Source organism: Novosphingobium sp. AAP1, from assembly GCF_001295765.1.
Taxonomy (GTDB): domain Bacteria; phylum Pseudomonadota; class Alphaproteobacteria; order Sphingomonadales; family Sphingomonadaceae; genus Novosphingobium; species Novosphingobium capsulatum.
This window is the reverse complement of record NZ_LJHO01000002.1, coordinates 187178-205597: the sequence shown is the minus strand read 5'-3', so window position 1 is coordinate 205597 and position 18420 is coordinate 187178. Positions and strand designations below refer to the sequence as shown.

Sequence of the window (18420 nt, the reverse complement as noted above, 5' to 3'; positions counted from 1 at the left end):
ACTGCGGCTTGCCGGGGCGCTTTAACCGCCCCGGCAAAAAGGTTCAACCAACTTTCAAGCCTTGATGGCAGTTGCCACCAGCTTGTGCAGCTTGGAATGCATCGCATCGTTGGCGGCCAGCACGGTTGCGTCGCAGATCGGCTGCGAACGGCCGCGATAGTCCGACACGAAGCCGCCCGCTTCACGCACCAGAAGGCACCCGGCGGCCGTGTCCCACGGCTTGAGGTTGCTTTCCCAGAACCCATCATAGCGGCCAGCGGCAACCCAGGCGAGATCGAGCGACGCGGCGCCAAAGCGGCGGATGCCCGCCACGCGCATGCCGATTTCATGATAGATGCGGGTCCATTCGCCCATGTCGCCATAACCCAGGAAGGGAATGCCGGTGGCAACGACCGCATCTTCGAGATTGCGGCGGGCCGAAACGCGCAGGCGGCGATCCTGCAACCAGGCGCCACGGGTCTTTTCGGCCCAGAAGCTTTCGTCGGTCATCGGCTGATAGACCAGGCCGGCAATGACATCGCCCCAACCCGAACCATCCAGCGCCGGTTCCTGCACCGCGATCGAGATCGCGAAATGCGGGATGCCGTGGAGGAAATTGGTGGTGCCATCGAGCGGATCGATAATCCAGCGCGGCTTGGTGGCATCGCCTTCAACCACGCCGCCTTCTTCCATCAGGAAGCCCCAGTCGGGGCGCGCGGCGCGCAGTTCCTCGTAGATCGTCTGCTCGGCAGCGCGATCAGCCTTGGACACGAAATCGGCCGGGCCCTTGCGGCTCACCTGAAGGTGCTCGACTTCGCCGAAGTCGCGGCGCAGGCGCGTGCCAGCCTTGCGGGCGGCACGCTCCATCACCCGGACGAGACCGGAAATCGCCATGAGATCAGCCCGCCTTGCCGACGTAGGAACGCTCGTACACGTCCACCACGATGCGCGTGCCGCTTTCGATGTGCGGCGGCACCAGGATGCGCACGCCATTGTCGAGCACGGCCGGCTTGTACGACGAAGAGGCGGTCTGGCCCTTCACCACGGCGTCGGCTTCGACGATGGTGGCTTCGACGGTTTCGGGCAGTTCGACCGAGATCGGGCGCTCGTCATACATTTCGAGCAGCACGGTCATGCCATCCTGCAGGAACGCAGCGGCATCGCCGAGAAGATCGCTGGGCAGCGTGATCTGGTCGTAGGTTTCCACGTCCATGAACACCAGGTCTTCGCCCTCGGCATAGAGGAACTGGAAGTCCTTGGTATCGAGGCGCACGCGCTCGACCGTGTCGGCGCTGCGAAAGCGCACGTTGGTCTTGCGGCCATCGATCAGGTTCTTCATTTCGACCTGCATGAACGCGCCGCCCTTGCCGGGCTGGGTGTGCTGGGTCTTGGCAACCTTCCAGATGCCTTTTTCGTATTCCAGGATGTTGCCCGGACGGATGTCCACGCCGCTGATCTTCATGATGGAAAGAGCCCTGACCAAAGTAGGAAAGGCCGCGCCTTAGCCGAGGTGGCCGATTGCTTCAAGCCGCTGATGCATGCTAGCCGGTGCGGCATGACCATGCGCGCACGCAATGCCTCGCTGGCGGCCCTTGCCCTGATGCTGGCCGCATCCACCGCTTCGCTGCCGGCCCACGCCGTGCCGGGCGGCGATCTGGGCACGCTGCACAACGGCCGCTGGACCTGCGAACAGGGCGGCGATGCCGCGATTCTGCCGCGCCATGTGCCCGACCAGGAATTTCGCATTACGCCCGATTCCAGCTATCGCACGCCCGATGGCAAGGGGGGCGGCACCTATATCCTGCTGGGCCGGGCGATGAGCTTTACCTCGGGCCCCTATTACGGCCGCACGTTTCAGGCGCAGGGCCCGAACACGGTGCTGCAGCTTGATGCCAACGGCAAGCGCACCGGTGTGCGCTGCACCCGCACCGGCGCGCCCAGCGGCGGCTTTGCCGATGCGCCCGAAGCCGGCGTGAACGGGGCCAACTGACCACTGTTGCCGCCGGCCCACACACGGGGCCGGCGAGCACAAGTCAAATGCGGGCGCCGCGCGCCATGCGGGCATAGGCAAAGGCGATCAGCGCGCCAAACAGCGCCAGGCCCAGCGGCATGGCCCAGGCATTGTGCGCCACCACCGTCATCACATCGGCCTTGCCACTGCCGGCCACGATCGCGGCAAAGGCAATGTTGAACAGCCCGTCGCCCACGATCAGGCCGGTGGCAGTGAGCACGCCCATGCGCTCTGCCAGGGCAGGATCGCGCTGGCCCATGGCCCAGCGGTTGTAGAAATGGCCAAGCACCGCGCCCACCACCACGGGCAGCGTCGTCGGCATCGGCAGATACATGCCCATGCCCACGGCGAGCGGCGGAAGCGAACCCTTGCGCGTGGCACGCAGGCCTTCGTCGATGGCGATGGCCACCGCGCCGATGCCCGCGCCCAGCGCGATCAGCTCCCAATCGAGGCCCTGCCCCAACACGCCCTGGATGATTGCGGAAATCAGCGCGGCCTGCGGCGCGGCCAGTGCCTCTGGCCCGGCGCCCGGCGCGCCGGCAAAGCCGAACGTGCCGTTGAGCAGCGTGAGGATGGGCGGGATCACCACCGCGCCGAACACCACGCCCAGCACCAGCGCCACCTGCTGCCGCCACGGCGTGGCGCCAACCAGTTCGCCGGTCTTGAGATCCTGCAGGTTGTCGTTGGAAATGGTGGCGACACCAAACACCAGTGCCGTGACGAACAGGGCAAAGGCCACCAGCGCCTTGCCGGCGGCAGGGTCGGCGACATGGCCGAACAGCGCCAGCATGACCAGCGCGATGCCCAGAGCGGCGAGAATGCCCACGCCCGAGATCGGGCTGTTCGATGCACCGATCAGCCCGGCCATATAGCCGCAGACCGAGGCGATGACGACACCGGCGACCAAGACATAGGCGACGGCCGCCACCAGCGTGGGCACAAGGTGATCAGCCACCGGGCCGCCGCTGGCAAAGCCGGCCAGTAGCGCCGCGATCGGCAGCATCAAGACCACGATGGTGCCACCAACCAGGCCGATCGGCAGATCGCGTTCGGCTAGGGCCACCCCGGCATAGCCATCGGCAGCACGGGCGCGGCTGGCGGCAAGCGCGCCGGCAATCCCGCGCACGATCGGGCCGATCACGCGCAGCAGGGTCCAGATCGCGGCAACGCCGATCGTGCCCGCACCAATGAAGCGGATCTTGGCGCGGAACACGCTGGAAACGAAATCGGCCAATTCGGTGCCGGCGGGCGCGCCGACGGCGGTGTAGATCGGCAGCAAGACGCCAAAGCCGATGATCACGCCGGTCAGGATCGCCAGCCCCACGGCCAGGCCTACCAGGTGGCCCACCCCGATCAGCGCCAGCGACAGGCCACCGCCGGCCGTGGTGGCACCACCGGCAAAGCGGAACACGCCGCTCGCCTCTTCCGCCACCAGGCCCAGCTTGGCCAGCAGCGGATAGGCGACCGAAAGCCCGGTGCCAGTGGCAACGGCGGCAAGACCGCGCCGGTTTTCCTCGACGCCGCCCTCACCCGCGCCCACCTTGAGCACTTCGGCCGCAGCAACGCCTTCGGGATAGGGCAGATCAGAACCGGTCACCAAGGCGCGGCGCAGCGGCACGGAATACATCACGCCCAGGATGCCGCCGATGGCGATCACCGCCACCGATTGCCAATAGGGAAAGCCGCTCCACCAGCCGACCATGACCAGGCCCGGCAGCACGAAGACGATGGCCGAGAGCGTGCCTGCCGAACTGGCGATCGTCTGGACGATATTGTTTTCCTGGATGGTCGATCCCGGCAAGAGGCGCAGGATCGCCATGGAAATCACCGCCGCCGGGATGGAGGTGGCGAACGTCAACCCGATGCGCAGCCCAAGATAGACGTTGGCTGCGGTAAAGACCACCGTCAGCACCGCGCCCAGCGCGACACCGCGCCACGTCAATTCCCGGGGATTGCTGCCACTTGCCACCATTGCATCCTTCTTGCCGCCATATTCTCTTTGCTGCGTGCCGTGTGGCACGGGCAGACGGCAAAGGAAAGATGGCGCCAAACGAAGATCAGGCGACGAATTCGACCTGGGTTTGCTGGTCGACCATCTCGGACAGGCGCGCTGCATCCCAGTTGGTCAGCCGCACACAGCCATGGCTCTCGCTCTTGCCGATCGCGGCCGGCTCGGGCGTGCCGTGGATGCCGTAGTGCGGTTTGGACAGATCGATCCACACCACGCCGACCGGGCTGTTGGGGCCAGGCGGCAGCATCGCTTCGGGCTTGGCATCCGAAACGTCCCAGAACAGCGCGGGGTTGTAATGGTACTTGGGATTGCGATCGATGCCGTTGATCTTCCACTTGCCCAGCGGCAGCGGATCGTGCTGCGAGCCGGTGGTGACGGTGAACAGCGCGACCAGTTCGTCCTGGCTGTCATAGACCGACAGCGTGCCGGCCTTGCGGCTGACGACGATGCGCGTGGCATGGGGCTGCTGTGTGCCCACGCCCAGGTCGGCCAGGGTCTGCCGCCAGGCGGCATTGCTAACCTGCGCCGGATCGATGGCATCGGCGCCCACGTTGGGCACGCGCAGCTTTGACCCGGCGGCGAACGGTGGCGCGCCGGGGTTGAGCGCGTGAAGCACTTCGGGCGTGGTGTGGAACCGCTCGCCCAGCTTTTCGTCAAGGCTGGCATAGCCGAGCGTCGGCAGCTTGGCCTGGGCCGAAGGATCCTTGGGCAGGGGCGCAAACGGGCCGGCGGCAAAGCTGGCCGGGATGGTCACCACACGGGTGGCGGGAATGTTGCTCTGCCGCGAAAAATAGGCGCGGGTGGCATCGTCCAGCGTGCCCGTCGCGTTCAACTGGTTCGCCTGCTGATAGGCGCGCAAGGCATTGCGCGTGGCCGCGTTCAGCGTGCCATCCACCACGCCGGGGGAGAAGCCGGCGCGATCGAGCAGCACCTGCATCTGCATTTCGGGGCGCGCGACATCGTCAGGATGGGCTGCCGGTTCACCCGGGCCGGCATCCTGCGAGGCCATGCTGTCGGCGCCGGGCAGATTGGCGGTGGCGCTGGCCGAGCCGCTGGCGGCATCGTCGGGCGTGGATTGGTTGCAGGCCGTGGTAGAAAGGGCAAGGGCAACAAGGGAAAGTGCGGCGAAGGGGGCAAGCCGGCTTTTGCGGGTCATCAGGTCTCCGTGAACGGGGCAGCCGCCACGTGCGTGTGTTGGCGCAGCGCTGCCACGCCAAAACCGCAATCTTTCCTGATGGTTCCCGCGTTCGCGCAATCAATCCGGTTCGACGTCGGCGTCGTCGGCGCGAAGATCGCCCAATCCTTCGGTTTCGCGCGGTGGCGCCTCGGCAATGGTGCGCAGGAAGGCTGCAACCGCCCCTGCTTCATCCAGGCCCTGGCCATTGGCCCAGACCGCCCCGCTCACCGCGAGGAAATCAGCGCCGGCAGTGACCAACGGCGCGCAGTTTTCCGGGGTGATGCCGCCAATCGCCACGCAGGGCAGTTCGAACACGGCAGACCACCAAGCCAGCAGTTCGGGCGCGGCGCGGTGCTTGGTTTCCTTGGTGCCGCTGGGATAGAACGCGCCAAACGCCACGTAATCGGCACCACCCTCGCCCGCTTCCATCGCCAGGTGGCGGCTGGCATGGCAGGTCACGCCGATCTGCACATCGCGGCCCAGGCGTTGGCGCGCATCGGCCACGCTGCCATCGTCCTGCCCCAGGTGCACGCCATCGGCGCCCAGGCGCTTGGCCAGGCTGACCGAATCGTTGACGATGAACGCCACGTCACGATCGGCGCAGATGCGCTGGAGCGGGTCGGCCAGCTTGGCCGCGGCATGCTCGTCCACATCCTTGACGCGAAACTGGAACGCCGCAACCGGCCCGGCATCGAGCGCACGGGCAAGGCGATCGGCAAAATCGCCACCCACATCGAGGGGCGAGATCAGGTAAAGATGGCTGGCAAGTTTGGTCATGGACGCCGCCCCTACCGGTTTCGCCATCGCGCGTCCATCTTTGCGCGAAATCGCCCGGGAACCCGCGCGGCGGGCGAAGCATTGGCATGGGCATGAGGATCCTGCCCCCGCTGCTGCCGCTGCTTTCGCTCATTGCCATTGGCGCCTGCGCCACCCTGCCCCAATCGCCGCGCAGCGATGGTCTGGCCCGGCTTGGCGAAGCGACGCGGGTGGGCAGCCAGACGGTGCGCCCGCTATCGGTGGTGGAAGACAGCCGCTGCCCCGAAAACGCCCGGTGCATCACCGCCGGTCGTCTCATCGTTGCCACGCGGGTGGGTCGTGAAACGCGCAACCTGGAACTGGGCAAGCCCGATGCCTCGGGCGTGACGCTCGATAGCGCCGAACCCGCCAAGCGCACCGACAGGCGAATCCTGCCAGGCGCATGGCGGTTTCATTTCAGCGTGATTACGCCGTAACCAGCTTCTGGGTAGAGCCGGCAAAGATTTCATCGATGGCGCCGCCCAGCGCGGCATCGAATTCCGCGTCGGTCATCTGATAGCGCAGGTCTTCCAGCAGCGCGCGGCTGAAGCTGGCGATGATGCCGCGGTTCTTCGACAGTTCCACGCAAGCCTCGGGCCGGGCAAAGCCACCCGACAGCGCAACTACGCGCAGCACCGCCGGGTGATCGACCAGCGCGTCAAACGTGCCGGGCACCTTGGGCAGCGACAGCTTGAGCATGACCTTGGTGCCCTGGGGCAAGGCATCGAGTGCCTTGAGGATTTCGTCACGCAGCAGCGTGTCGCAGGCTTCGCGAGTCTCGCTCTTGATGTTCACTTCCGGCTCGATGATCGGCATCAGGCCACCGGCCAGGATCTGCAGGCCCACTTCGAACTGCTGCTTGACGACGGCGGCGATGCCTTCGGCATTGGCCGAATTGATCACCGAACGCTCCTTGGTGCCGAACACGCCTAGCGCCTTGGACCGCGCCACAAGCGCGTCGAGTTCAGGCATCGGCTTCATCAGTTGCACGCCGTTGGCTTCGGTTTCCAGGCCCTTGTCGACCTTGATGAAAGGCACGATACCCTTTTCGATCAGGGCGGTGGGCACGGGCTTGCCATCCACGGTGCCATCCATGGTGCGTTCGAACAGGATGGCGCCAATCACCTTTTCGCCGTTGAACACGCCCGAACGAATGATCCGGCTGCGCATCTCGTGGATCAGGCCGAACATTTCCTCGTCGTTGGAATATGCGCTTTCCTCAACGCCATAGCCCTTGAGCGCCTTGGGCGTGGACCCGCCGCTCTGGTCCAGCGCGGCGATGAAGCCATGTCCGGCGGCCATCTTTTCGGTCATTTCAGCGTGGTTCATGATCGGTCCTGTGGATCTGGGGCAGCAGCGCGCGGGCGCCGCAAATCAGGTGAGCGAATCTGGCTGCGCATACCTATGCACACCCACGCAATAAACAGGCGCGCGCTGCACTGCAACACGCGCCTGTAAAAAAGTTGCGATCAGGCTTCCAGAGCCGCCACGCCGGGCAGTTCCTTGCCTTCCATCCATTCGAGGAAAGCGCCGCCAGCGGTTGAAATGTAAGAGAAATCACCCGCCACACCAGCATGGTTGAGCGCGGCGACCGTGTCCCCGCCCCCGGCCACCGAAACCAGCGAGCCTTCCTTGGTCAGCGCCGCAGCCGTCTTGGCCAGCGCCACCGTGGCGGCATCGAACGGTGCCATTTCGAACGCGCCCATCGGCCCGTTCCACACCAGGGTGCGGCAGGTCTTGAGCACGTCGCCCAGCGCTTCGACCGCTGCCGGGCCCACGTCGAGGATCATTTCGTCAGCGCCCACTTCGTGCACGTTGGCAGTGCGCAGGCTGGGCGGATTGGCGGCAAATTCCTTGGACAGGACCACGTCATAGGGCAGGTGCACGGTGCAGCCGGCCTTATCTGCATTGTCGAGAATTTCTTCCGCGGTGCCGGTCAGGTCATGCTCGCACAGCGACTTGCCCACGTCCACGCCGCGCGCGGCCAGGAACGTGTTGGCCATGCCACCGCCGATGATCAGGTGATCGACCTTGGCCACCAGGTGCTTGAGCACGTCGAGCTTGGTCGAAACCTTGGCCCCGCCGACCACGGCGGCCACCGGCTTCACCGGCTTGCCCAGCGCCTTTTCCAGCGCTTCGAGTTCGGCCTGCATGGCGCGACCGGCATAGGCGGGCAGCACCTTGGCCAGGCCTTCGGTAGAAGCGTGGGCGCGGTGCGCGGCAGAGAACGCGTCGTTCACATAGGCCTGGCCCAGCTTGGCGATCGCGGCAACCAGTTCGGGATCGTTCTTTTCCTCACCCTTGTGAAAGCGGGTGTTTTCCAGAACGGCGATGGTGCCATTGTCGAGCGCGGCCACCGCAGCTTCAGCCTCTGCCCCGGCGCAATCGTCGATGAAGGCGACCGGACGGCCCAGCACGTGGCTGAGCGCGGGCAGCACCTGCTTGAGCGAATTGGCCTCGCTGCGTTCGCCCTTGGGGCGGCCGAAGTGCGCAAGGACGAGCACCTTGGCGCCCTTGTCGGCCAGTTCGGTCAGGGTCGGCACAGCGGCGCGCAGGCGGGTGTCGTCGGTCACCTGGCCATCGGCCATCGGCACGTTGAGATCTTCGCGCACCAGCACGGCCTGGCCGGTAACGTCGCCCAGATCATCGAGAGTCTTGAAAGTCATGGGTCTATACCCCTGTTCCATAAGGAAAAGGCCCGGCGCCCGCCTCTGCCTTGTGGGCAGACGCGCGGGCACCGGGCCTTCGCATTCAGGTGATCAGATCAGCTTGCCCATCGCGCCGGCCGTATCGACCATGCGGTTGGAGAAGCCCCATTCGTTGTCGTACCACGACAGTACGCGCACCAGCTTGCCATCGATCACGGCCGTTTCCAGGCTGTCGACCGTCGACGAGTGGGCATCATGGTTGTAGTCGATCGAGACCAGCGGTTCTTCGCTATAGGCCAGCACGCCCTTGAGCGGGCCTTCGGCCGCCGCCTTGAGCAGCGCGTTGACTTCTTCCTTGGTCGTGTCGCGCTTGGGCTGGAACGTGAGGTCCACCACCGAAACGTTCGGGGTCGGCACGCGGATCGCCGAACCATCGAGCTTGCCCTTGAGTTCGGGCAGCACTTCACCCACGGCGCGGGCGGCACCGGTGGTGGTGGGGATCATGCTCATCGCCGCAGCGCGCGAACGGCGCGGGTCGGAGTGGATCTGGTCCAGGATCTTCTGGTCGTTGGTGTAGCTGTGCACCGTGGTCATCAGGCCACGCTCGATGCCGATGGCATCGTTGAGCACCTTGGCGAACGGCGCCAGGCAGTTGGTGGTGCACGAGGCATTCGACACGATCACGTGATCGGCGGTCAGCTTGTCGTGGTTCACGCCGAACACGACCGTCAGGTCAACGTTCTTGGCCGGAGCCGAGATCAGCACCTTCTTGGCGCCGGCTTCGATGTGCTTCATGCCGCCTTCACGGTCGGTGAAGAAGCCGGTGCATTCCAGCGCGATGTCGATGCCCAGTTCGGCGTGCGGCAGCTTGGCGGGATCACGCTCGGCGGTCACCTTGATGCGCTTGCCGTCGATCACCAGGTCGTTGCCATCCACTTCCACGGTGCCAGGATAGGCGCCGTGCACGCTGTCGCGCTTGAACAGCAGGGCATTGGCCTTGGCGCTGGCGAGGTCGTTGATGGCGACCAGTTCCAGGCCGCAGTCGGGCCGTTCGAGAATGGCACGTGCCACGTTGCGGCCGATGCGCCCGAAACCGTTGATTGCAAGCTTGGTCGCCATGGTCTTACTCCTTAGAATTGAAGACACCGGATGGATGGGGGTGACTTGGAGCCGAGCGGCCCGGGCAGTTTACCCGAGCCGTTCGAGAATTTGCGGCACGATCTTGGCAGCCGTCAGGCCGAAATGATCATACAGCACGGGAGCCGGTGCCGAGGCACCGAAGCTGTCGATACCGATCGTCAGGCCATCGCCGACATGCTTCTGCCAGCCGAACGTGGTGCCCGCCTCGATCGAGACCTTGAGCACGTCGGCGGGGATCACGTCAGCCTTGTAGGCCGCGTCCTGTGCCTCGAACAGTTCCCAGCTCGGCATCGACACGACATCGGCGCCAATGCCCTGTTCTTCCAGGGTCTTGGCCACGTCAACCGCGATCGCCACTTCCGAACCGGTGGCCAGCAGCACGACCTTGCGCGCGGCATTGGCCGACACCAGGCGATAGGCGCCCTTGGCGCTGAGCATTGCGCCATCGTGGCGCAGCTGCGGCAGGTTCTGGCGGGTCAGCGCCAGGACCGAGGGCGTCTGCGGCGATGCCAGCGCCAGGTTCCAGCATTCGGCGGTTTCCACCGCATCGGCCGGGCGGAACACCTGCAGGTTGGGGATCATGCGCAGGCTCATCACCGTTTCGATCGGCTGGTGCGTAGGGCCATCCTCGCCCAGGCCGATGGAATCGTGGGTGAGCACGTAGATCACCCGCGCGTGCTGCAGCGCCGACATGCGAATGGCGTTGCGGCAGTAATCGGCAAAGACCAGGAAAGTGCCGCCATAGGGAATGATCCCGCCGTGCAGCGCCATGCCGTTCATCGCTGCCGACATGCCGAATTCGCGAATGCCATAATAGACATAGCGCCCGGCATAATCGGCTGGGCCAAACGGCGTCGTGGCCTTGGTCTTGGTGTTGTTGGACCCGGTAAGATCGGCCGAACCGCCAACCATTTCGGGCACCAGCGGAGTGAGCACTTCCAGCGCCAGTTCCGATGCCTTGCGCGAGGCGATGTTCTGGGTCTTGCCCAGCCATTCGCCAAAGATGCGGCCCGCTTCTTCGCCCGATGGCAGTTCGCCGGCCATGCGGCGCATCAGTTCGGCCCCTTGCGGATTGGCCGCCAGGCGCGCTTCCCATTCGGTGCGCAGATCGCGGCCGGCATCGCCCGTGGCGCGCCAGTTGGCCATGATATCCTCGGGGATTTCGAACGGTGCGGCGGTCCAGCCCAGGTATTCGCGGGCGGCGGCGATTTCGTCCTTGCCCAGCGGCGAACCATGCACGTTGTGGCCGCCCTGCTTGTTGGGCGCGCCCTTGCCGATCACCGTGCGGCACGAGATCAGCGAGGGGCGATCATCAGCCATCGCCGCGGCAATCGCGCGCTCGATATCGGCGAAATCGTGGCCATCGCAGTCTTCGGTGTGCCAGCCGCTGGCGCGGTAGCGAGCCAGAACGTCTTCGCTGGTCGACAGCGAGGTATCGCCGTCGATGGTGATCTTGTTGTTATCCCACAGCACGATCATGCGGCCCAGGCCCAGCGTGCCGGCCAGGCCCACGGCTTCGTGATTGATGCCTTCCATCAGGCAGCCATCGCCAGCCACCACCCAGGTGCGGTGATCGACCAGGTCATCGCCGAACTGCGCATTCAAGTGGCGTTCGGCCATGGCCATGCCCACGGCCATGGCAAAGCCCTGGCCCAGCGGGCCGGTGGTGCATTCCACGCCAGGCAGCAGGAAGTTTTCCGGGTGGCCCGCGCAAGGGCTGTTCAGCTGGCGGAAGTGACGGATGTCATCCATCGTCGGCTGCTGATAACCCGACAGATGCAGCAGCGCGTAAAGCAGCATCGAGCCGTGCCCGGCCGAGAGCACGAAGCGATCGCGATCGGGCCACTTGGGCGCGGCAGGATCGAACTTGAGAAAGCGCGACCACAGCACCGTGGCAACATCGGCCATGCCCATCGGCATGCCAGGGTGGCCGGATTCCGCTGCCTGGACCGCGTCCATCGCCAGCGCACGGATCGCGTTGGCCATGGGAGCCAGCGCGGTCGGATCGCTTGTCATCTTCGGGTTGGTGTCCTTACTCGCGCGCCCGGCGCGGCCGGGGCGTCTGATTCGGGGAAATCGGGGTCTCTTTGGTTCCCCGGCTTGCCAGCGTCAAGCGCGGCGTCGGCCATGGCAGGTGATCGGGCCAATACCCAGCGCTGGGCCGTGCCGTTTGACAGCGCAATCGGTGCCCTGGTCGGCATGACCCGCCCTTTTGTATGCACAGGGGAACTTGCAGGCCACGGCCAGTGTGATACCGGATGAAACATGGCAATCATGGACGGCACTTCGGCAGCGCGCACTGCCACCGACGGCACAGGCACAGATGGCACCGGCGATCTCTTTTCGGCGATCGAGCGGGTCGAACTGGCGCTGGCCCGGCTGGAAGAGGTTGTCGCCCGCCGCGAGGCCGAGGCGGAAAGCGCAGCGGCGCACAACGCGCAGGCAGAACTGAGCGAGTTGAAATCACGCCACCGCAAGCTGCGCGAACGCGTCAGCGAGGAATTGCAGCAGCTTGACCTGCTGCTGTCGAGCCTGCCGCAGTAACAGCGCCGCATCCGATAGGGGCCAGGGGAACAACGAGCATGCAGATGACGAACGTGACTCTGGCCATCGGTGGACGGTCGCTGACCATTTCGGTTGCCGCCGGGGAAGAAGCCCACGCCGAAATGCTGGGCCGCATGATCGACGATCGGGTGCGCCGCTTGGGGAACATGGCCACGCAGGGTGAAGCGCGCATGCTGCTGTTTGCCGCGCTGATGCTGGCCGATGAACTGCACGAGGTGCACAGCCGCCCTGCCCCGGTTGCGCCGGCCGAGCCGGCTGCTCCGCCACCCGCACCAGCCGGGCCGCCGCCCGAATTGATCGCCCGCGTGACCAATCTCGCCGAGCGGGTGGAAAACCTGGCGCAAAAACTGGCGCTGCCCCTTGAGCCTGACGCCGCGAACGCCTAAATTGCACGGCGACGGGTTCTGCCCGGCACGCGCCGCATGAAACATCCCTGAGGCTATAAGCAAATCCAAGGGGGCTGTCCCTACCTGGGCCCTGGCACAGGCACATGGTCCCCACCTGACGTTGAGGCGTCAGAGGATTTTCCCGGAGAACGACCCATGGTGGGCCCGTCACCCCCCCCATTCCCGGACGAAGACAACGCCGTTGCCGCCAAGCGGGCGCTGCGCAAGGACCTGCGGGCGCGGCGCCGCGCCCATGTCGAGGCACTCGATCCGCGCACCCGCGCGCTGCTGTTCCGCCGCCCGCCCGCGCCGCTGATGGCGCTGATCCCGGCCGGCGCCACCGTGGCGCTGTACAATGCCAGCCAGTGGGAAGCGCCGGCGGCCAGCTATGCCACGTTCTTCCACGAGGCTGGGCACGCCGTGGCGCTGCCGTGGTTTGCCGATCGTGGCGCGCCGATGCAATTCCGCCAATGGCTGGTGCCGCCGCTCGACGATGTGCTGGAACCCGATCCCTGGGGCGTAAAGCAGCCAGCCGCCGATGCGCCGCTGCTTACGCCCGATGTGTTGTTCGTGCCGCTGGTGGGCTTCACCGCGCAAGGCCAGCGCCTGGGCCAGGGCGGCGGGCATTACGATCGCTGGCTCGAAGCCCATCCCGATGCCGTGCCGATCGGCATGGCCTGGGACGCGCAATGCGTCGATAGCCTGCCGCGCGAGGTGCATGATCGCCCCTTGCGCGCGGTGGTCACCCCCACCCGCCTCTACGGTCCGTTCTGATGAGCGAGCGCCAACCACACTTCAATCCACCGCCGCCGCCCACCTGGCGCAAGCCGGTGGGCATCCTGGCGCTGCTTGCCGCGCTAGCGATCTATGGCGGAGTGGTCATGGGCCTGGGCGAACAGATCGGCCGCCTGCCGGTGCTGGTGCAAGTGCCGATCTACTTGGTGCTGGGCACGATCTGGCTCTTGCCGCTGCGCCGCTTCCTGATCTGGATGGAGACCGGCCGCTGGGGCTAGGCCACGTGGACAGGCAGAGCTGACCATCAGCACGCCGAGCCATTTATGCCGGAAACGAAAAAGGCCTCCCGAAGGAGGCCTTTTTGAAAATCCACCAAGTGGCGCGAGTGACGGGGCTCGAACCCGCGACCTCCGGCGTGACAGGCCGGCACTCTAACCAACTGAGCTACACCCGCGTGCCCTTGGGGATTGCGCCTCTAAGACGCGGCCGATATGCTGTCAACTACCAATTTGCTGTTTCCAGCATTGGCGTGAAAGCCTTGTTCGAGCAAGGTTTTCGTTGACCAACCACATCTTACCCAAGGGGTGGCGCGAGTGACGGGGCTCGAACCCGCGACCTCCGGCGTGACAGGCCGGCACTCTAACCGACTGAGCTACACCCGCATTCCCCTTGGGGTGAGGCGCCTCTATGCCGGGCGGCGGCAGGTGTCAACAAAGGGTCATGCAGAATTTTCGCAGCAAGCTGTGTAAAACTTGATCGCCCCGCCGCAAACGCGGCGCGCCTTACACCGCGACCGGGGCGGCCAGATGCCCTTGCGGATGATAGCCCTCCACCACGAAGTCCTCGATGCGATAGTCAAAGATCGATTCCGGCCGCCGTGCGATGGCCAGGCGCGGATCGCCCGACGGCACGCGCTGCAACTGCGCCTCGATCAGATCGGCATGATTGAGATAGAGGTGGGTGTCCCCACCCATCCACACCAGTTCACCCGGCTCAAGATCGCACTGCTGGGCCAGCATGTGCACGAACAGCGCCGCGCCCCACAGGTTGAACGGCAGGCCCAGCACCACATCACAGCTGCGCTGATAGAGCACGCAAGACAGACGATTGTCCGCCACCTGGAACTGATAGGTCTTGTGGCACGGCGGCAGGGCCATGGCGTCAAGCTCCGCCACGTTCCACCCTTCTACGATATGGCGGCGGCTGCCGGGATTGTGGCGCAGGCTTTCGACCAAGCCAGCCACCTGGTTAACCCCCTGCCCGCGGCGGCGAAACAGGCCGTCCTGGCCGGCTGGCTCATAGACCGGCCAATCGACCCACTGCTTGCCATAGACCGGGCCAAGATCGCCCCATTGCGCGGCAAAGGCAGCGTCAGCCACGATCCGCGCGGAAAAATCGGCGCGGCTGATATCCTCGCCCGTTTCGCGGCGATAGCGATCGAGCGGCCAATCAGTCCAGATTTCCACCCCTTGCGCGCACAGCGCGCGAATATTGGTGTCGCCGGTCAGGAACCACAAGAATTCGCGCGTGGCGGTTTTCCAGAAGACCCGCTTGGTCGACAGCAGCGGAACGCGGCCCTGCGACAGATCGAAGCGCAATTGCGTGCCAAACACCGCGCGGGTGCCCACGCCGGTGCGGTCCATCCGCTCGTCACCCTGCGTCCAGATCTGGCGCATCAGGTCAAGGTATTGCCATTCGAAGTGCGGGCTGTGGGATTCGGTGGGGCTCATCATGCCCACAGCCTTAGAAGTGCCGGCGGAAATCGCAAATAGCGACAAGCCCCATCCGGCCCTGGCCCAGAAACGAAAAAGCCGACCCAAAGGCCGGCTTTTTCATGCCCCTGCAATGCAGGGAAAATAAGTGGTCGGGGAGAGAGGATTCGAACCTCCGGCCCCTGCCTCCCGAAGACAGTGCTCTACCAGGCTGAGCTACTCCCCGACCGGAGCGGTTCGGGCTAGGCCGTCCCCGCTGGGCAGGGCCGCCCTATATGCGGGCGATTCCGACCGCGCAAGCCCTGTTTCAAAAACTTATCAACAGTTTGTGCATTTTGCATACAAACCAATGGATTAGATCAAAAGCTCAGGCGAGCGGAACGCCTTCGATGGTGATGCGATGCATCTCGCGGCGGTGCCCGTGATAATCGTTGTAGGCATAGTGCCAGGTGGCGCGGTTGTCCCAGAACGCGATCGAGCCGGGTTGCCAGTGAAAATCTTCCTGAAATTGCGCGCGCGTGGCGTGGGCATAGAGCGTGGCGAGCAGATCGGCCGAGGCGCTGTCTGACACGCCCAATATCCGCACAGTGAAACCGGGATTGACGTAAAGCGCGCGCTTGCCGCTGAGCGGATGGGTGATCACCACCGAGTGCACCGGATCGTCGAGCACGTCGGCGGCGCCCGCGTTGCCGATGCGGCCATCGCGGCGAGTATCCTGCAAGGCTTCATAGGCAGCGGCCTTACTGCCAAAGACGTGGCGGGCCGAATGCACTGCGCGCAGGCCATCGACCTCTTGCCGCAACGCTGCCGGCAACGCGTCATACGCCGCATACATCGAGGCAAAGGCCGTGGCCCCGCCGTGCGGGGGCAATTCTCGCGCCACCAGGATCGAGCCCAGCGCCGGTTCGGCATCATAGGAATGATCAGTGTGCCAGCCGCCACCGATATTGTGCTGCTGTTCCGGCTCTTTCACCACCAGCGCGATTTCGGGATAGCGCGGATGGGCCGCGAAAAAGCGGTTGATGTTGATCGGCCCCCAGGCACGGGCAAAGGCGATGTGCTGCTCTTCGGTGATCTGCTGATCGCGAAAGAACACCACGCCATGTTCGGCAAAGGCGGCGCGGATCGCCGCGAAGTCAGCCTCTGCCAGCGGGCGCGCGAGATCGACGCCGAGGATTTCGGCACCGACGCGGCCGTGCTTGCGAATTTCGAGCGTCATGCCGGCACCTCTTGAGCGGGAGCAGATCGCGGGCCGGCCCCGGGCCGGAACGGCAGTGGCCCTTCCGCTTCCCGTGCGGCACGGACCGCCGGTCGCGCCTCGAAACGCGCGGAGAACGCCGCAAGCGCGGGAAGATCGGCCAAGGCTGGGCCGAAATGCGGGACATAGCTGGCAAAGACGCCGAGATAAGCGTCGGCAATGGTGAAGCGATCGCCCACCAGCCATTCCGCCTCGCCCAGGCGATCCTCGATCGGCTGGAACGCCTCGCGCAGGCGGCGCCGGGCGGCCTGGCGGATGCCTTCGTGCGCGGCTGGATCATCGGAATAGAGGTGCGGGCGATTGCCCACCCGCTGCGTCGCGCCGTGGATCTCGCTGTTGATATAGCCGATCCAGGCCTGGATCTGCGCCCGCTCGACCGTGCCGGCCGGCGCGAACAGCGCGGTGCCGGGGCGCTGGTCAGCCAGGAACGGCAGGATCGCGGCATTTTCCCCGATGACCGTGCCATTGTCGAGCACCAGGGCCGGAATGCGGCCGAACGGGGTCAGCGGGGCGAGATCGTCTCCCCCCGGCCCCAGCCGCAGCAACCGAACAGGCACGGGCAGATCAAGCTCGCGGATGATGACATGGGCCGGCAGGCTGGTCGCGCCGGGAGAGGCTAGCAATTGCATCGAGCCAGAGTGTCCTTGAGATGACCGAACGGGGAGCGAGCAGCCCTGCCCCCTCCCCGCGCGGTGAGAATGACCTGGTGGCCGTCAGGCCGGCTGGCCAGCGGTGGCGCGTTCCTGGCGCGTGGTACGGCTTTCGCGGCCGTCGATGCCCACCGGCACATCACCGGCCACGGTGGCACGGCGCAGCGTGCGGCGTTGCAGGCCGAAATCGGCGATCGCGCGGTGCTGCGTGCTGCGATTGTCCCAGAACGCCACGCCGCCCGGTTGCCAGCGCCAGCGCACGGTGTTTTCCGGCTTGGTGATGTGGTCTTGCAGGATGTTGAACAGGCGCGCCGAATCCGCCTCGCTCAAGCCGACGAAACGCTTGACGAAGTGGCCCAGCAGCAGGCTGCGCTGCCCGCTGACGGGGTGGACACGCACCACTGGATGCTCGGTTTCATAGATCGTCGAGGCGAACACCGACTTGTGATAGAGCGTGCGCTCCTTGGCCGTGTCGCTGGCATCGGCCGATGTGCCGGCTGCGGCAAGCGTGGCGGCGTAATCGTAATCGTTGCTGTGCACCGCCCACAGGTTGTTGACCAGTTGGCGCAACGGTTCGGGCAGGCCTTCGTAGGCCGTCTCCCCATTGGCCCACAGTGTATCGCCGCCCGCTTCGGGAATGGTGATGCCGCGCAGGATCGATGCCTTGGGATAGGCGGCCAGGAACGTGACGTCGGTATGCCACGATGACGCGGCATAGCCTTCCTTGCTGTCGAGTTCGAGCAGATAGCGCGAGCCTTCGGCAACCGGCACCGTGGGGTGGGCAACCGGATCGCCGAACAGCGCGCTCAGCGCCTCGTGCTCGGCATTGTCGAGATGCTGCTGGCCGCGAAAGAACAGCACCTTGTGCCGCACCAGCGCGGCCTCGATCGCCTGCACGGTGGGGCCGTCGAGATCGCCCGACAGCGTCAGGCCGTGAACCTCGGCGCCGATGCGGCCGGTTACGGGACGGATATCGAGCGGGGACGCGGGGTCTTTGGCATTGGGATAGCTGGCAACGATGGTGGCCATGGAAATTCTCCTGAACATGGGGCGCGCAAGGCATCGCCCGGCAATGGGCCGGCGCGCGCGAACGAAGGGATGGAACGGGAAAGTCAGGTTTGGCGGCGGCGCGGATCACGCGCCGCGCATCAACACATTCGGTGGGTCTTGTGCATCGTATCACCTCGATCGGATGGAGGGATCACGAAGCCTGGCGATGTCGCCCCAGCGTTCGCGCGCTTTAGCCGTTGGTATCGCGGAGCAAGCTGCTTCCCATCAAAAGCCGCAGGCCGATGGTTCGGGCGCAAGGCCCGCTTTTCCTGGCCGGGGAAAAGACTTTCAAACTATCTCTAC

The 18420-nt window shown here is 65.5% G+C and carries 19 protein-coding genes and 3 tRNA genes; 6 read left to right on the top strand and 16 right to left on the bottom strand.

The genetic code is table 11. The features are described from left to right. Positions 1–54: 54 nt before the first annotated feature. Positions 55–873, bottom strand: a complete 819-nt coding sequence (locus IP65_RS04925) for an inositol monophosphatase family protein (protein WP_054131026.1) — start codon at positions 871–873, stop codon at positions 55–57. Positions 874–877: 4 nt separating this feature from the next. Next, positions 878–1441: an elongation factor P gene (gene efp / locus IP65_RS04920; RefSeq protein ID WP_054131025.1), complete on the bottom strand. Its 564-nt coding sequence runs from the start codon at positions 1439–1441 to the stop codon at positions 878–880. A 93-nt stretch (positions 1442–1534) separates the two neighbouring features. On the opposite strand from efp, the gene IP65_RS04915 reads away from it, so the two are divergent. Beyond that, entirely contained in the window at positions 1535–1969 is a 435-nt protein-coding gene (locus IP65_RS04915) for a hypothetical protein (protein WP_054131024.1), read from the top strand. A 43-nt stretch (positions 1970–2012) separates the two neighbouring features. Here IP65_RS04915 and IP65_RS04910 read toward each other — a convergent pair whose 3' ends face one another. The 3 genes from IP65_RS04910 to thiE form a co-directional block, all read right to left on the bottom strand. Further along, positions 2013–3962 carry an OPT family oligopeptide transporter gene (locus tag IP65_RS04910; RefSeq protein ID WP_054131234.1) on the bottom strand — a complete coding sequence of 650 codons (1950 nt, stop codon included), beginning with the start codon at positions 3960–3962 and terminating at the stop codon, positions 2013–2015. Positions 3963–4047: 85 nt separating this feature from the next. Then, on the bottom strand, positions 4048–5157 hold the full coding sequence (locus tag IP65_RS04905; protein ID WP_054131023.1) for a L,D-transpeptidase: 1110 nt from the start codon (positions 5155–5157) through the stop codon (positions 4048–4050). Positions 5158–5256: 99 nt separating this feature from the next. Then, positions 5257–5955: a thiamine phosphate synthase gene (gene thiE, locus IP65_RS04900; RefSeq protein ID WP_022674906.1), complete on the bottom strand. Its 699-nt coding sequence runs from the start codon at positions 5953–5955 to the stop codon at positions 5257–5259. Positions 5956–6047: 92 nt separating this feature from the next. Here thiE and IP65_RS04895 point away from each other — a divergent pair, with 92 nt between their 5' ends. Continuing rightward, a complete protein-coding gene (locus IP65_RS04895) occupies positions 6048–6410 on the top strand; it encodes a hypothetical protein (protein ID WP_133726826.1) in 363 nt (120 codons plus the stop codon). On the opposite strand, the gene IP65_RS04890 is transcribed toward IP65_RS04895, so the two are convergent. The 4 genes from IP65_RS04890 to tkt form a co-directional block, all read right to left on the bottom strand. Further along, positions 6400–7302 carry a fructose bisphosphate aldolase gene (locus tag IP65_RS04890; RefSeq protein ID WP_022674904.1) on the bottom strand — a complete coding sequence of 301 codons (903 nt, stop codon included), beginning with the start codon at positions 7300–7302 and terminating at the stop codon, positions 6400–6402. The genes IP65_RS04895 and IP65_RS04890 overlap by 11 nt on opposite strands. Before the next feature lie 140 nt (positions 7303–7442). Next, the gene (gene pgk / locus IP65_RS04885; protein WP_054131021.1) at positions 7443–8639 is read right to left on the bottom strand and encodes a phosphoglycerate kinase; all 1197 of its coding nucleotides are present in this window, start codon (positions 8637–8639) and stop codon (positions 7443–7445) included. A 93-nt stretch (positions 8640–8732) separates the two neighbouring features. Further along, entirely contained in the window at positions 8733–9740 is a 1008-nt protein-coding gene (gap, locus tag IP65_RS04880; RefSeq protein WP_054131020.1) for a type I glyceraldehyde-3-phosphate dehydrogenase, read from the bottom strand. Positions 9741–9809: 69 nt separating this feature from the next. Continuing rightward, positions 9810–11777 (bottom strand): transketolase, encoded by a 1968-nt coding sequence (gene tkt / locus IP65_RS04875; protein WP_054131019.1) that lies wholly within the window; start codon positions 11775–11777, stop codon positions 9810–9812. Between the two features lie 249 nt (positions 11778–12026). Between tkt and IP65_RS04870 the strand changes: the two genes are divergently transcribed. The 4 genes from IP65_RS04870 (at position 12027) to IP65_RS04855 (ending at position 13725) form a co-directional block, all read left to right on the top strand. Further along, entirely contained in the window at positions 12027–12305 is a 279-nt protein-coding gene (locus IP65_RS04870) for a hypothetical protein (protein WP_022674900.1), read from the top strand. Between the two features lie 44 nt (positions 12306–12349). Next, the gene (locus tag IP65_RS04865) at positions 12350–12712 is read left to right on the top strand and encodes a cell division protein ZapA (RefSeq protein WP_054131018.1); all 363 of its coding nucleotides are present in this window, start codon (positions 12350–12352) and stop codon (positions 12710–12712) included. A gap of 156 nt (positions 12713–12868) precedes the next feature. Then, positions 12869–13486: a 5-formyltetrahydrofolate cyclo-ligase gene (locus tag IP65_RS04860; RefSeq protein ID WP_054131017.1), complete on the top strand. Its 618-nt coding sequence runs from the start codon at positions 12869–12871 to the stop codon at positions 13484–13486. Beyond that, positions 13486–13725 (top strand): DUF2842 domain-containing protein, encoded by a 240-nt coding sequence (locus IP65_RS04855; protein ID WP_054131016.1) that lies wholly within the window; start codon positions 13486–13488, stop codon positions 13723–13725. The genes IP65_RS04860 and IP65_RS04855 overlap by 1 nt, the downstream gene beginning before the upstream one ends. A gap of 99 nt (positions 13726–13824) precedes the next feature. Here IP65_RS04855 and IP65_RS04850 read toward each other — a convergent pair. The 7 genes from IP65_RS04850 to IP65_RS04820 form a co-directional block, all read right to left on the bottom strand. Further along, positions 13825–13901: transfer RNA gene (locus IP65_RS04850), tRNA-Asp, on the bottom strand. Between the two features lie 131 nt (positions 13902–14032). Continuing rightward, a tRNA-Asp gene (locus IP65_RS04845) sits at positions 14033–14109 on the bottom strand. Positions 14110–14229: 120 nt separating this feature from the next. Beyond that, on the bottom strand, positions 14230–15180 hold the full coding sequence (gene thyA / locus IP65_RS04840; RefSeq protein WP_054131015.1) for a thymidylate synthase: 951 nt from the start codon (positions 15178–15180) through the stop codon (positions 14230–14232). Between the two features lie 128 nt (positions 15181–15308). Next, a tRNA-Pro gene (locus tag IP65_RS04835) sits at positions 15309–15385 on the bottom strand. A 141-nt stretch (positions 15386–15526) separates the two neighbouring features. Further along, the gene (locus IP65_RS04830; RefSeq protein ID WP_054131014.1) at positions 15527–16378 is read right to left on the bottom strand and encodes a TauD/TfdA family dioxygenase; all 852 of its coding nucleotides are present in this window, start codon (positions 16376–16378) and stop codon (positions 15527–15529) included. Further along, positions 16375–17046 (bottom strand): glutathione binding-like protein, encoded by a 672-nt coding sequence (locus IP65_RS04825; protein ID WP_054131013.1) that lies wholly within the window; start codon positions 17044–17046, stop codon positions 16375–16377. The genes IP65_RS04830 and IP65_RS04825 overlap by 4 nt, the downstream gene beginning before the upstream one ends. An 84-nt stretch (positions 17047–17130) precedes the next feature. Beyond that, positions 17131–18096, bottom strand: coding sequence for a TauD/TfdA family dioxygenase (locus IP65_RS04820; protein ID WP_054131012.1), 966 nt, complete (start codon positions 18094–18096; stop codon positions 17131–17133). Positions 18097–18420: the final 324 nt, after the last annotated feature.